We start from the raw sequence: 14,326 nt of genomic DNA, 5'->3' as shown, positions 1-14,326 counted from the left end.
TCAGATCGCAGCTTGTTCCTGACGAACTTTAGAAAGCAGCGATTGATAGAGCTCATCGTACGGTTGAGCGCTCTGAGACCAGTAGAACGGGCCGCTCATGGCGCGTCGACGCATGGCTTGAAGCAGATCCTTACGCTCGAACACTTCGAACGCACGATCAATGGACTTCGTGTAGCTTTCCAGAGTGTGCTTGTCGAACAAGAAACCGGTAACACCGTCTTCAATACTGTCCGCCAAGCCACCTGTGCGGCGAGCAATTGGTAGAGAGGCAAAGCGCTGCGCATACATCTGGCTCAAGCCACAAGGCTCGAAGCGAGAGGGCATCAGCAGGAAGTCGCTGCCTGCAAACATGCGGCGAGCTTCGGTCTCGCAGAAACCTACGTGTACGCCAACACGACCCTTGTAGCGCTTGGACAGCTCATTCACTGCGCGCTCGACCGCAGGCTCTCCGCAACCAATGATCACCAATTGGCCACCGCGAGAGACGATATGGTCAACTGCTTCAATGGTCAGATCGATACCTTTTTGGTGCACCAGACGGGAAACGACCGCGAACAGGGGACCTTCAGAAACTTCAAGACCGAAATCCTCACGGATACGGTCTGCATTGGCCCGCTTGCCTGCCCAGTCATAGGGAGAAAAGCTCTGGCACAGGTGCGGGTCATTGCAAGGATCCCAGCCCTCGTCGATTCCGTTGAGGATTCCGGACAGCTTGCCCTGCTTGGCCTTGACCTGAAGCAGACCTTCCAGCCCACAACCAAACTCGGGTGTGGTGATTTCCTTGGCATAAGTCTGGCTTACCGTCGTAATGTGACTGGCGTAGCTCAAGCCTGCCTTGAGAAAGGAGATCTTGCCGTAATACTCAAGACCGTCAATGGAAAACGCTTCGGCCGGGATACCGAGGTCTGCCATGCAGTAACGGGGGAATACGCCTTGATAAGCCAGGTTGTGAATGGTCATCACTGACGGTGTTTTCAGTCCGCGCCATTGCACATAACCTGCGGCCAGGCCTGTCTGCCAGTCATTCAAGTGCAGGAGATCAGGGCACCAGCGAATGGACGCCGTGCCTGCTGCCAGATCCGCTGCCGCCGAAGCCAGTCGACCAAAGCGGATATGGTTGTCGACCCAGTCGGCACCATGGGTATCGGCATAAGGTGTGCCCGGACGCTCATAGAGTTCGGGGCAGACCAACACATAAATCACGAGACCGTCTTCCTGATCGACACGGGCGATGTCGCAGGCAGGCATGGCAGCCAGTGCCGGAATACGTCCGACAATCTGCATTTCGTCGCGGATGGCATCCATGACAGGACGATAGCCGGGAATAAGAACCCGGACGTCATGCTTGGAAGACAACGCGCGTGGCAGGGCGGCGGAGACTTCTCCCAGGCCACCAGCTTTTACAAAATCGGTAATCTCGGGTGTTACGAACAAAATACGCTTACGTGTTTCAACGACTGAGCTCAGCTTGAGCTGGCGCTCGTCGGTTTGAGTAGGGAAGCGATTGGCATTGCGCACTTCTGCTGAGTTCGCAGCTACAAGCGTTTCAAATTTCCCCACAACGGCATTTGCCATATTGCGCTCCCAAAAAGCAGTAATGACTGAGGTTTGCCCAATGAACGCTTCTCGTCGAAGCCGACATACCGATCAAAAACGTCCACAGCCATGCTGCTTACAGCCCCCTGGCGACGTCCCCCTGTAAGGGACTGGACAAAGGGCATTGCAAGGTTGCGCCCGATAGTCCAGTCTGCATAAAAGATGACCTGCGCCAGCTCGCCTAAGTTTCCTGGTTGGGTATGCACATTTGACGAACGTGCTAGAACCGTGCCGCTTCTGGTGGGCTGGAAATAAAGCACGCCCCTGTAGCTTTAGCGAAGATCGTTACAATTACGCGACAGTACTCTGCGTAATCGCCTTAAATTCAGATTTCAGGCTGTCTAGCTGGCGTGTTGTGCATTTCGTCGGATCCTGAATGGGGCCGTTTGATTTGTGTACCCACTTCCGCCCGCAGCTGAGGCAAACACTCTGGAAATTCCCGATTTACGAAGGCAATCAGACGCTCACGTACATGGCAGCGTAGATCCCAGTTCTTAGATGAGTCTGGAGAGGTAACGAGGACGCGTAGCTGTATAGCTCTGTCCGAAGCATCCGTAACTTGCAAGACGCACACACGGCCATCCCACAAATGGGGCACTTCATTGCACACGCGCTCCAATTCAGCGCGTATCGGCTCCATCGGGAGAGAATAGTCCACCCACATGAAGACTGATCCCATGAGGCTGGAATTGGTGCGGGTCCAGTTCTGAAAAGGCTTCTCGATAAAGTACTGTAGGGGTACTACCAAGCGACGATCATCCCAGATCCGCACCACGACATAGGTTCCGGTAATCTCTTCAACCCGGCCCCATTCCCCCTCGACGATCACGACATCATCAATTCGAATGGGTTGGGTCACGGCAATCTGCAGACCGGCAATGAGATTGCCTAGTACAGGGCGTGCGGCGATACCCGCCACGATACCGGCCACACCAGCGGAAGCGAGCAGACTGGCACCGATTTGCCTGACCTCGGGAAACGTCATCAGCATGGACGACAGGCCTACCAGAAAGACGACAAAACCTAGGCTGCGCACCATGACGCGCGTCTGGGTCTGGATACGTCTGGCGCGAAGGTTGTCTTCAATATTGACCGGGTGACGGATGGAAATGGTCGCGCCAATGGCTTTTACGCACCGTAAACCCAGCCAGGTAAACGCAGCGATTGTGATCAGGGCCGTCAGGTGCCTTAAGCCACCGATCAGGGGCAGGGTGTCAGGCGCTGAACCCAATACACCTTGCAAGGCTATCAGCGGGATCAGAAACCGGGCAGGGCGCTCGGAGTAGCGGATCAGTGTCTGGGCCAGCAAAAAGGGACGCGCGAGTCGTTTCAGTACGGTGGAAATAACCAGTACGGCAATGCTGGCGATTGCCATCGAAACACATGCTGCTACCAGAGTAGCCAGCCACGGAGAGGAGAGAAATGTCGACCAGTCGATGGACATCATCCAGAGTCCTTAGGAATCAAAAAGCCGCGAAGCGCGGCTTTATCGGCTGATTCAGTCGGTGGGTTTAAAGCGAAGTAGGGCTTTCAGGCGGAAGGGGGGTGTTATCAACACTACCGGCATCAGCGTCGTTAGCGGCTTGAATAGTTTGAATACGTGCCACAGCAGACACATTGCGCGCATAGCTGCGGGTGATATCGATGATCATCATGGCATCTCACCTCAATGCTGCAAGGAACTTGGACCTGGTCGCGCTGATGATTCAGCGCTTGTCAATTCCGACTGGGCTTCTCGGGCTCTGGTTCCCCAGCCTCCCAGCTAGAGCGGCTTTAGCAGCTGAACGGTCATCAGGCGAGTAGTAATACCAGCCTATATAAGGGAATGGATACTACCAATCCCAGTCCGTTTGAACAGGCCATACGTAATTACTAAGAAGAAAGTAATGAATCGTTTCAGCTATAGACGTAAAGCTTATCAAAGAGAGGCCGACATCCTTATGGAAAGGCTGGGCTGATGACAGTTTCAAGGGATATGCAGCGTCGATTTACTTAGCCAAACGGCCATTCAGTGCTACTAGTTAGATAAGCACCTCGTGTTGAGGCGAGTCACTTGAATAGGTAATCCGTCCTTTGATGTTTATGCGTTCATCCGATATTGACACCCACGTGTCGTCCTCTCGAAATGTCCTGCTGGCAGCCCCGTGGCGACTGGTTCTGGTATATACCGTAGTGGGTGTCCTTTGGGTCGTAGGTACGTCCTTTGTCATTGAGACATTAAAGCTTCCTGAATGGAGCTATACACTTCGCGGGCTGCTATTTACCTTGTTCACGGCCATCACGGGATGGTGGTTTATCAAGCGGCTGACTCAAATTGCGATTCAGACCCAGCGACTGATCAGCCAATCGGAAGGCGATTACCGAGCTTTATTCGAAATTCATCCAGCACCCATGTGGCTCTATGACAAGCACAGTCTCGTTATCATTAAGGCAAACGAGGCGGCTCACAGGACTTATGGTTACACCAGTGCTCAATTTGCCCAGCTGAAGATCACTGACTTGTACGCATCCAGTGATAGGGATGAATTTAAAAATCGCACCCATAAAAACGGTATTAACAGTCAGCATCTTTCTGGTATTCGCAAGCATGTCAATCAATCCGGCAATTCCATGGATGTAGATGTGCTTTGCCATGAGCATATTTTCAAACATGAGCCTTACGGGCTTCTGATGGCACAAAACGTTAGCGCCCATTTCGAGCTTGAGAAAAAGCTGGCCAATAGCTTGAGGCAGCTTGAGCTGGCCCAGCATATTGGCATGATGGGTTATTGGGAGCGGGATCTAAAAGACCAGTCGATTCGCTGGTCGCCTGAGATTTATTCAATCCTCAACCTGGACCCCAGACAGGAAGAACTTACCTTCGAGCGCTTTCTTTCTCTTATTCACCGGGATGATCGAGCGCGCATGGCCAAGATATATCATGAGGCGGCTTCGGTGGGGCAGACCACTCATGAGTATCGGGTTACTCCAAATAATGGAGAGCTTCGCTACGTGTTTGAGCGTACTCAGCTAATAGGAGATGAACAGGGAGTCGCCCGAACGCTGTTCGGGACGTTTATTGATGTATCCGAAATCAAGGTGGCCGAGCAGGCATTGGTGAGGCAGCAAAAGCGTTATGAACATATGGTTGACACCCTTCCAGAAGGTGTACTGATCATCCATCAGGGGCGTGTTACATATGCCAATAAGGCCGCCTGCCATATGTTCGCCGAACATTCAGGTGCGCGGTTACGGGCGTTGGATATCGGGCTGTGTTTCCATCCGGATCATCGGGAGCGCGAGATGGACCGCCTTGATGCCTTGCATAAAGGTCTGACGCAAGAGCAGACATTCAGGCATATCACATTATTACGGCTGGACGGCTCAGAATTCGAGGCTGAATTGGCTGAAATCATTCTTGAAGAGCATGGACACCGTGACGTGCAGTTACTTGTTCGGGATATCAGTCAAGCCTCTCAGATGCGCCGGGACCTGGAGGTAGCCAATAAGAGCTTGCAACGTCTGTCCCAGCGACTGATCGAGGTGCAGGAGTTTGAGCGCCGACAGCTGGCCCGCGATCTGCATGATGATATTGGGCAGCAGCTCACAGGCATCAAGCTGCACCTGCAACGACTTGTTCGCAAACTCGACCATGAATCTGAAGTCAAAACATTAGCTACCGACCTTGGCCAAAGCGTAAATGATGCTCTGGCCAAGGTGAAAAGCCTCTCGTTGTCCCTTCATCCGCTACAACTTGAAACACTAGGACTTGAAGCTGCCGTGCGGTGGCATCTGTCCCAATTTCTAGGGGCTACGTCTACTCAATGGGAGCTGAATGTTGAAGGGACGTTGGATAACCTGTCAGCCGACATGGCGGTTGTCGCGTTCAGAATCATTCAGGAGGCCGTGAACAATGTAGCCAAGCATGCGCAGGCGGCTTCCATAAGGATCACCTTAAGTCATGACGTTGAAGGGCTAAGATTAGAGATATTGGATGATGGTTGCGGATTTGATGTCAGCAGTGCGTCTCAGGGAGCCAGAAGTCTGGGGCTTACCAGCATGCATGAGCGGGTGGCTTCTTTAAACGGGAAGGTCAGGATCTCAAGCATATCGGGCGTAGGCACACGTATCACAGCGGTTCTGCCTGTTGCGATTAATTGATGAAAGGAGAATGAGCTTGGTAACCCGTGTAGCGCTCGTTGATGATCATGCGTTGATTAGGGCTGGGCTGCGGTCTTTGGTCGAAGACCAGCCTGGCTATGAGGTTGTGGCGGAGGGAGGAGATGGCTCCGATGTAGAAAGTATTCTGCGGGAGCATAAACCTGACATCTTATTGTTGGATATCAGCATGAAGCACCTTAGTGGTCTCGATGCGCTACGCCAATGGCGTGAACAGTATCCAGATGTTCAGATTCTTATGCTTTCCATGCATGCTACACCTGACTATGTTCTGGCTGCGTTACGCCTAGGTGCGCGGGGCTATCTGCTCAAGGATGCGGCTGCACAGGAGCTAGACCTTGCTTTGCAAGCCCTGGCACGCAACGAGTCGTATTTAAGTCCCGGTATTGCCCAGACCGTTATTCAGTCCGCTATCGTCGAAGGCCGACCACGCGAGAGTAGTAGCGGCGGTTCGGTATTGACGCCCCGGCAAACAGAAATCTTGCGTTTGATTGCACGTGGTTGCTCGACACGTGATATCGCTCAGGGCCTTGGACTCAGTGTAAAAACCGTAGATACCCATCGCTCGCAAATCATGGATCGCCTTAATCTGCATGATGTGCCCTCGCTGGTTTTATACGCTGTACGTAAAGGCTTGATAAGCCCTGAGGATTAACAGCCTATTGGCTTAGGGAATTCCCTGATAGTCAAGGTAGTGCAAGTTTCGCACACTAGGTCACTGGCTATTGAAAGAGTGCCCTATGTCTTCATTTTCGTCCCAGGCTGATCGTTTCCTGGAGCATTATCTCTCACGTCATGATGCTTCAGACGCACCTTCTGCTTCGTTTTCGGTGTCCTCCTCGTGGGCGCTCTGCTTGGGCGTTTCCATGGTCAGTCTCCTTTGCCTGGGCCTTGGCCAGCTAGAGGTTGCGTTACTGGTCTGGGGGGGCGCGCTGACAATGGCCACGGTAAAGCGTCTGGCTTGGCAAGCGTTCAGCGTTTGCGGGCTGGTTACCCTTGCAGGGTGTCTGGTCTGGTATGTCATTGATCCCCACCCCTACGATATCGATATTCATCTCGTGATCGTTTGCGGGTTGGTTATTTCGGTCAGCTATCTTTCGGGGAAGGTGGCTCGGCTGAAGACGAGAATCAAACAGCAGCACATACACAACCACTTGTTGGCGCAGTTAAGTTCGGTCCTTACCCAGTCGCCTGACGTATGCCTTAAAGAGATTGACTTGAGCGGTCGTCTTTTAAGCATGAACGACCAGGGTCGATTGCTCATGGACGTTTGCAATTCCGAGCAGGTCCACGGCGCGGATTGGTTGAGCTTCTGGAAAGACGAATGGGCTCAAAAGGCGCGTCAGGCGTTTGATCAGGCCTGTTTGGGCGTGCCGGGGCGTTTTGTTGGCCAATGTGACACGCTCAATGGCACAGCCAAATGGTGGGATGTACTGGTCCTGCCTGTCCGTGGGCAGCAAGGGCAGATCGAGACGATATTGGCGTTCTCTTGGGACATTACCGAAGCTCAGCGTAACGCTGCCAAGCTTAAAGACACCCACGATGAATTTGATGCTCTTCTGAATAACCTTGATGAAGGAATGTATCGGCTCGATCAGGAGTGGCGTTTCATTCAAGTCAATGAAATGGCTGAGGTCCTGCTCAGGCGCACACGAAAAGAGCTATTGGGCGCTTACATCTGGGATCTTTACCCAGAGGATGAAGATCGGGAACTCGGTTCAGCTTATCGGGATGTGATGTACTCCGGTTTCCCTCGTCATTTTGAATTCTATTTTCGGCCTTTTCAGCAATGGCATCGTGTCAGCGCTTATCCGCGGCCTAACGGTATCACCGTGTTCTTTAGCAACATCACCTCGGATGTTGCCAGCGTCCAACAGAGCCAGACAACAGAAACTCGCCTGCGCTTGGCTCAGGAAATTGGTCGTTTCGCCGATTGGCAATTCGATCTGGCCTCGCGTGAACTTATGTTATCCGAGCAGGCGATACAGCTCCTGAATATTTCCATGGAGGCAGGTGGTTCGCATCAGGATGAGCTGATTAAGCATTTGCATCCTGATGATCGTCTGGAGCTGGTTTCAGCGCTGCTGGATTTGACCGAGGGAAAAGCTTCCTTGAGTGTCTCTTTACGTCTCAAGCACGTCGGGCGGTCGGGAGCATGGAGAAACTTTCAATTTGCAGGCGTGGTGCTCCGCCCTAAAGCTCATCCCCAAGGCCTTTTGGTGGGTTGCATGCAGGATGTGTCCTTGCAGAAGCATCGCGAGCAGCGCCTGATTCAGGCGGAAGCCTTTACACGCAGTATTCTTGATGCACTACCGCAGTTGGTATGTGTATTGGACGAAGCCGGTACTGTAATTACCGTCAATCAAGCGTGGACCCAGTTTATTGATACCCATCCCGCCCAGTGGGACTGGCCGGATGCTGGAACGAATTACCTGAAATTCTGCGCAAGTATGGCAGGCCGGGGTGAGGCCGTGGCGCAGACTATTTTGGCTAAACTCCAGTCTCTGCTAGATGGAGAAGGTGATCCTTTCAGCCTGGAGTTCAAAATGGACTTGGGGGATGAGGTTCGCGTCTTCAAGATGTTTGCCCTGCTAATGGACACTGAGCAGAAGCAATTACTTATTGTGCATGAGGATGTCACCGAAACGGCTCGTCTTCAGCGAACACTAAATACTCAGGCCCAACGGCTCAAGTTGATTTACGAAGGCTCGAGCGATGGGTTGTGGGAGTGGATCCCGCAGCGTAAAGCGCTTTACCTGTCCGAGCGTTTCATTGAATTGATAGGAAGCATCCCTGATAAGAATCAACCGTTTCCACAGTGGTTGATTGAACATACTCATTCCGATGAGACCGAGGCGTTGGTATCTATGCTTGAATGCCATCTGGTGCACGACGCGCCATTTGATATCGAGCTGCGTCTGCAAACGGCTATGGGCTGGCATTGGTTCAGGATCCGTGGCAAGGCCGAGCGGGAAGGGGATGTATTGGTGCGCTTCGCAGGATCGCTGATGGATATCGATTTTCAGCGAGACCTTTTAGCTCAGCTTCAAGAAAGTGAAGCTCGTTTCAGGGAAATGGTTGAATATCTTCCTCATGTCTTCTGGGTATATGACATTTCCAAGGAAAAAGTCAGCTATGTAAGCCCAGCTTTCCAGAAAATATGGGGACATTCGCCTGAGTTGTTATACGAGAACGCGACACAATGGATCAGCCTTGTCCATCAGGATGATCAACCATTGGTTGAGCGCTTTCACCAAGAAGTGATCTGGCATCACCGGTCTGCTGAGGTCGAGTACCGCTCAGTCGATGCCAACGGTAAACTTTTGTGGGTCCGTAATAAGGCTTTTCCATTTCCGAACGCCCAAGGAGAGGTTGCTCGTATTGTGGGTATCGCCGAAGACATCACCGAGGCGCGCACCTACCAGGAACAACTTTATGCGGCTGCGCATTTCGATAGTTTAAGTGGGTTACCCAACCGAGTCATGTTCCATAAACGCCTGGAAGAACAATGTGTTCAGGCTGGAAAGGGTAATCGCGAGTTCTCGGTACTCTTCATTGGGCTTGATCGTATCAAGTGGGTCCAGCAATGCCTGGGCCAGCGTATACGGGATGAATTGGTCAATCAGGTTTCCGAGCGTTTCCAGACCGTACTAGGCGCAAGGGGCTACCTTGCCAATCTAGCCAGCGATGAATTTGCGGTACTGTTGAGCCGAGAGGAGGAAATGGCGCATGTGCATGATGTTATCCAGGCCTTGCTTCAGTCGCTTGATGAGCATTTCTTACTGGCGACAGAATCGATCCGGCTGACAGGTTGCATCGGTGTGGCTCAGTACCCACTGGATGGCGACACGGCCGAGCAATTGATCAAGAACGCCAATGCTGCCGTGTACGCCGTACAGAAATCTGGGCGCAATGGGTATCAATTCTTCAACCAAGGATTGCTCAAGCACAGCTTCGATACGCTTAAGCTTGAAGCTGAACTTAGTCGTGCGATCGATCAAAACGAGTTCGTTCTGTATTACCAGCCCAAAGTGGATATGGCTAATCAACAGGTATGTGGCGCCGAGGCCCTGATTCGCTGGGAACATCCAGCTCATGGTCTCCTTAGTCCGCTACGGTTCATTTCATTGCTTGAGGAAACCGGCCTGATCGTGCCCGTTGGGCTCTGGTGTATCGACCAGGCTCTGGCGCAACTGGCTGAGTGGCAATCAAGGGGGCTAGGCCATTTTGTAGTAGCGGTGAACCTGTCGCTTCGCCAGCTGCAGCCCAACCTATGCGAGCAAGTGCGAGCCAGTTTGGAGCGACATGGTATTGAGCCGGGCTGCCTGGAACTGGAGCTTACCGAGTCCATCATGCCTGAGGCAGGCAGCGATTCGAGCGCCATCATCAATGATCTGAAAACGTTGGGCGTCCGGATAGCAGTGGACGACTTCGGTACGGGTTATTCGACCTTGGGAAGTTTGCGTTCCTTTGTGCCGGACACACTCAAGATTGATCGATGCTTTCTTAACGAGATGGCTAGCAATGCTTCTGATCGTGCCATTGTGAAAAGCGTTATTGAGATGGCTCACGCCTTGTCGATGACGGTTGTGGCCGAAGGTGTAGAGTCGCTGGAGCAACAACGGTTATTAGAGGAACTGCATTGTGACCAGATGCAGGGGTTCTTGATCAGTCCGCCGGTTGACGCCGTTATTTTTGAGGAAAAGCATATTGCCATTAGGTAAATGACTTAGTTCTTTCAGCTTGCTGTGTCAAAGAGCCGCTCCGCTGTAGAGCGGCTTTTTTTTGAGCTTACGGCGTGGCAGGCCTTCGATTCTGCCATCCATCCTGAAACTTTAGCCGCTCGGTGGCTTAGATGTTTCAGGTTTTTTCTTAGGAAAAGCAGGCGTTTTACCTCAGGTTCTCCCCGATAGTTTCTCTTGATCAACGACGCTTAAATATGCCTGCCGTGGATGTCAGGCGAGCCGAAGTGTTTCGGCCTACATCAGACAGGCCGCACGCTTTGGAGTGAGCAGGAGCCACCCAGCTGCGTATGCATCCATTTATCAATGAAACCATTGCTCGTAGTTGAGGAAACCTTCATGGCCCTGGTCAAGAAACCCACCACGCCTTCCGCCGCGGCTGAAAAAGTCGTATCCCGTACCGTTGCCCGTGACGCTGAGGCACAGCGCAAGCGCGCCCGCACACTGGCCAAGCAGCAGCAGGCAGCCGAACGTATTGCCGCTGCGACCAATCAGCTATCTACAGGCGTGAATGAAGCCGCTTCTGCTGCAGAAGAACTCAAGCGTGCGGCCGATCAAATCGCCAGCGGTGCAGAGGAAGCTTCCGGCGCTGCTCAGCAGTCCCTAAAAGCTTTCGAGATCGTAGGCCGATCCATTGAGCTTCAGCAGCAAAGCGCTGCGGTTGCCCAGGAAAAATCCGAGGCCATGCAGCGCTTGGCTGCAGCGGTCAATACTGACGTAGTAGCGCTCATTGCCAACGTTCGTGTTGCGGCAGAGCGTCAGTCCGGCTCGGTTGACCGCGTCGCTGAGCTTAAACAGCAGGCCGCTAACATTGGCGAGATCGTCAAGGCTGTTGGCCGTATCGCTGACCAAACCAATCTTCTGGCATTGAACGCTGCCATTGAAGCCGCCCGTGCAGGCAAGCATGGTAAAGGCTTTGCCGTAGTGGCTGACGAAGTCCGCACCCTGGCAGAAACCTCCGAGAAGAGTGCCAAGCAGATTTCCGACATGGTCGGCAAGATCCAGCATGACGTGGAAAACATTGCCCAAGGCATTAACCGCTCCGCTGAAACCATCCAGACCGAAGTAGAGAAGGGTGGCACCATCACCCAGCAGCTTGAACAGATTCGTCTGGATTGCATAGAAATTGTAAAAGGTGCGCAGGACATCGCCGCGGGCGCTGTTCAAAGCAGCGCTGCTGCCCAACAGGCGCTGCGCGGTGCAGATTCCATTGCCTCCGCTGCCGAGCAGCAGTCCGCCGCGGCCGAGGAATCCGCCAAGACGGTAGATGAGCAGGCCCAGGCGCTGGCTGAGTGTGAGCAGGCTGCTCAGAGCCTGTCAGAGCTGGCTGAAGAGCTCAAGAGCTCAACTGATGTCAGCAAAAGCGCCGAAGAGGTTGCCTCAGCGGCTGAAGAGCTGTCTTCGGCTGTTCAGGAGATCAATCGTGCGTCCAGCCAGATTTCTCTGGTAATCGACCAGATCCGCCAAGGCGCACAAACGCAGGCTGCTGCTACCGAAGAGTCCGCTGCAGCGGTCACTCAGATCGAAAAAGGTCTGGAATTGGCGCAAGGCCGTGCAACGGCCAGCCTGGAGAAGGCGAATGCCATCAAGACGCTGATGGGGGCCAACAAGGGCAACATCGACGCCATGGTCAATGGTGTGACGTCGTCCATCGAAGCGACTCGTGCCAGCCTGAGCCAGATCAAGGATCTGGAACTGATCTCCCGCCGGATCGACAAGATTGTTGACGCGATTACCACGGTTTCCATCCAGACCAACATGCTGGCCGTGAACGGCTCTATCGAAGCGGCCCGAGCCGGTGAGTTCGGTAAAGGCTTCGTCGTCGTGGCGACCGATATCCGTAACCTGGCCCATGACTCCGCTGAGAACGCTGACCGCATCAAGGATCTGGTGAAAGCCGTTCAGGACCAGATCGGGGTAGTGGGTCGCGACCTGGAAGAAATCATCAGCGCTGCCCTGGTAGAAGCTCAGAAGGCAACGGTGATTACCCGCAACCTGGACAGCATGGCCGGTGACATTGCCAGTGTGGAGGTGGGTTCTTCCGACATCCTGAAATCTGCCGAAGAGATCAGCGCCAGCATCACCCAGGTGAAATCCGGTATCGACCAGATCTCTGCCGCCGCCCAGGAAGCCGAGCACGCCGCTCAGGAAGCCGCCGCTGCTGCCAAGCAGCAGTCGCAGGGTGCTGAGGAGCTGTCTGCCGCCATTGAAGAAATTGCCTCCCTGGCTGATGAGCTGCAAAGCGCCTAAATCCCTGAAGTGAGGGGATCGAGATGACTCAAACAACTGCAAATGAAGCCCTCGTCGTACGCGGCGAGGGAGATGACGACGAGCTGGCTCAAGGGCATCAGTTCGTAACGTTCACCGTCGGTGAGGAGGTGTTCGCGGTCGAGATGTTGCCTGTGCAGGAAATCATCCGTGTACCGGAGGTGATCCGTGTACCACTAACACCGCCAGCCCTGAACGGTCTGGCCAACCTGCGCGGTAACGTGTTGCCGATTATCTGCCTGCGGACCTTGTTCAACATGGAAGCCCGCGATGCCGATGATTCGACCCGCGCCATTGTGCTCAATTTGGGCCAGCCGCTGGGTTTCGTGGTTGACCGTGTTGCCAGTGTCATTATGGTGGAAGACGATCAGATCGAGCCGGTCAGCCATGTCCAGTCCACGATCAACACCCGGCTCCTGACAGGGCTGCTCAAGCAGGTTGGCGGCCACGAACTGGTAATGATCCTGGATTTCCAGGCCCTGATCCGAGACAGCTTCAGCGAGAACAGTCTGCTCCAGCGTACCGTCATGGCCAGCAGCATGTCCGTTCTGCCTGACACCGCCGATGAGGATGAGGACAGTGATGAGCTTCAGTTGGTCAGCTTTACCGTAGACAGTCAGGAATACGGTATCGCGATCGAGGATGTTCAGGAAATCGTCCAGGTTCCCGAGCATATCGTCTCTGTACCCAAGACGGCGTCCCATGTGCGTGGTGTCATGACTCTGCGTCAGCGCCTGTTGCCTCTGGTATCGCTACGCGAGATGTTCCACTTGCCCAGTCAGGAGACTGACGAGCGCAGCCGCATCCTGGTGGTAAGTCTCGCCGGGGTATCGGTTGGGATCATTCTCGATAGTGTTAATGAAGTCTTGCGAGTGCCCGGCTCTCAGGTTGAGCCCATGCCGCCAATGCTGGCGCGAGACCAGAACATGGCTGAGCTGACCGGTTTATGCCGCCTGCAAAATGGCAAGCGACTGGTCTCCGTCGTGTCAGCAGAGCGCTTGTTCCAGCACCAGTCGGTGCAACGTGTTTTGAATACGAATGATAAGGAGCCGAGCGTGGACGAAGAGCTGCTCGATCAGATTGATAACGACGACGAAGAGCAACTGGTGGTGTTCCGTTTGGGTAATGAAGAGTTTGGCGTACCCATCGACAGCGTCCAGGAGATCGTTCGCGTCCCGGAAAACCTGACGCATGTACCCAAGGCGCCTTCCTTTGTCGAGGGTGTCATGAACCTGCGTGGCGTTGTGCTGCCGGTAATCGATCAGCGCCGCCGCTTCGGATTGCCGAGCATTGAGAACAATGATCGCCAGCGCATCATGGTGTTTGTCATCAATGATCTGCGCACCGGCTTTATCGTGGATTCGGTCGCTGAAGTGCTGAAAATCTCACGCAACCTCATCGAACCCGCACCGGCACTGTCGAGTGAACAGCAGCGCCTGTTTGGTCGCGTGGCAAACCTGCCCAAGCAGAAGCGCATGATCCAGCTTGTCGAGCCGCGTCAGCTTCTGGGCGAGCAGGAGCTTAGCGCCCTGTCGAGCGTCGCGTAAGAGAAGGGTGCTGCC

8 protein-coding genes and 1 pseudogene are annotated in these 14,326 nt (G+C 53.8%); 6 read left to right on the top strand and 3 right to left on the bottom strand.

From position 1 onward, the window contains the following. From glgA to AC4LF3_RS10140, 3 genes are all read right to left on the bottom strand, one after another. Positions 1-1,575: a glycogen synthase GlgA gene (gene glgA / locus AC4LF3_RS10150; RefSeq protein WP_083397923.1), complete on the bottom strand. Its 1,575-nt coding sequence runs from the start codon at positions 1,573-1,575 to the stop codon at positions 1-3. Between the two features lie 346 nt (positions 1,576-1,921). Beyond that, positions 1,922-3,043, bottom strand: coding sequence for a mechanosensitive ion channel family protein (locus tag AC4LF3_RS10145; RefSeq protein WP_491835229.1), 1,122 nt, complete (start codon positions 3,041-3,043; stop codon positions 1,922-1,924). Positions 3,044-3,107: 64 nt separating this feature from the next. Beyond that, positions 3,108-3,251, bottom strand: a complete 144-nt coding sequence (locus AC4LF3_RS10140; protein WP_010798360.1) for a hypothetical protein — start codon at positions 3,249-3,251, stop codon at positions 3,108-3,110. A 454-nt stretch (positions 3,252-3,705) separates the two neighbouring features. Between AC4LF3_RS10140 and AC4LF3_RS10135 the strand changes: the two genes are divergently transcribed. The 6 genes and pseudogenes from AC4LF3_RS10135 to AC4LF3_RS10110 all read left to right on the top strand — a co-directional run bounded on the left by AC4LF3_RS10135 (position 3,706) and on the right by AC4LF3_RS10110 (position 14,311). Continuing rightward, positions 3,706-5,736, top strand: coding sequence for a sensor histidine kinase (locus AC4LF3_RS10135; RefSeq protein WP_491835228.1), 2,031 nt, complete (start codon positions 3,706-3,708; stop codon positions 5,734-5,736). A 16-nt stretch (positions 5,737-5,752) separates the two neighbouring features. Further along, positions 5,753-6,409, top strand: coding sequence for a response regulator (locus AC4LF3_RS10130; RefSeq protein ID WP_010798358.1), 657 nt, complete (start codon positions 5,753-5,755; stop codon positions 6,407-6,409). A gap of 85 nt (positions 6,410-6,494) precedes the next feature. Continuing rightward, positions 6,495-10,478: a sensor domain-containing protein gene (locus AC4LF3_RS10125; protein WP_491835227.1), complete on the top strand. Its 3,984-nt coding sequence runs from the start codon at positions 6,495-6,497 to the stop codon at positions 10,476-10,478. Positions 10,479-10,706: 228 nt separating this feature from the next. Then, positions 10,707-11,648, top strand: a pseudogene (locus tag AC4LF3_RS10120) (methyl-accepting chemotaxis protein); the annotation flags it as partial. 444 nt (positions 11,649-12,092) lie between these two features. After that, the gene (locus tag AC4LF3_RS10115) at positions 12,093-12,746 is read left to right on the top strand and encodes a methyl-accepting chemotaxis protein (protein ID WP_491836274.1); all 654 of its coding nucleotides are present in this window, start codon (positions 12,093-12,095) and stop codon (positions 12,744-12,746) included. A gap of 23 nt (positions 12,747-12,769) precedes the next feature. Continuing rightward, positions 12,770-14,311 (top strand): chemotaxis protein CheW, encoded by a 1,542-nt coding sequence (locus AC4LF3_RS10110; RefSeq protein WP_074826555.1) that lies wholly within the window; start codon positions 12,770-12,772, stop codon positions 14,309-14,311. The last annotated feature ends 15 nt before the right edge of the window (positions 14,312-14,326 follow it).

It is taken from the genome of Pseudomonas sp. C2.3V, from assembly GCF_058536325.1.
This window is presented reverse-complemented; position numbering and strand designations above follow the sequence as displayed.

What these genes read in the sequence shown, in the direction of transcription:
- AC4LF3_RS10140 (WP_010798360.1), bottom strand. Translation starts at nt 3,251, where the DNA reads ATGATGATCATCGATATCACCCGCAGCTATGCGCGCAATGTGTCTGCT.
- AC4LF3_RS10145 (WP_491835229.1), bottom strand. Translation starts at nt 3,043, where the DNA reads ATGATGTCCATCGACTGGTCGACATTTCTCTCCTCTCCGTGGCTGGCT.
- AC4LF3_RS10125 (WP_491835227.1), top strand. Translation starts at nt 6,495, where the DNA reads ATGTCTTCATTTTCGTCCCAGGCTGATCGTTTCCTGGAGCATTATCTC.
- glgA (WP_083397923.1), bottom strand. Translation starts at nt 1,575, where the DNA reads ATGGCAAATGCCGTTGTGGGGAAATTTGAAACGCTTGTAGCTGCGAAC.
- AC4LF3_RS10110 (WP_074826555.1), top strand. Translation starts at nt 12,770, where the DNA reads ATGACTCAAACAACTGCAAATGAAGCCCTCGTCGTACGCGGCGAGGGA.
- AC4LF3_RS10115 (WP_491836274.1), top strand. Translation starts at nt 12,093, where the DNA reads ATGGGGGCCAACAAGGGCAACATCGACGCCATGGTCAATGGTGTGACG.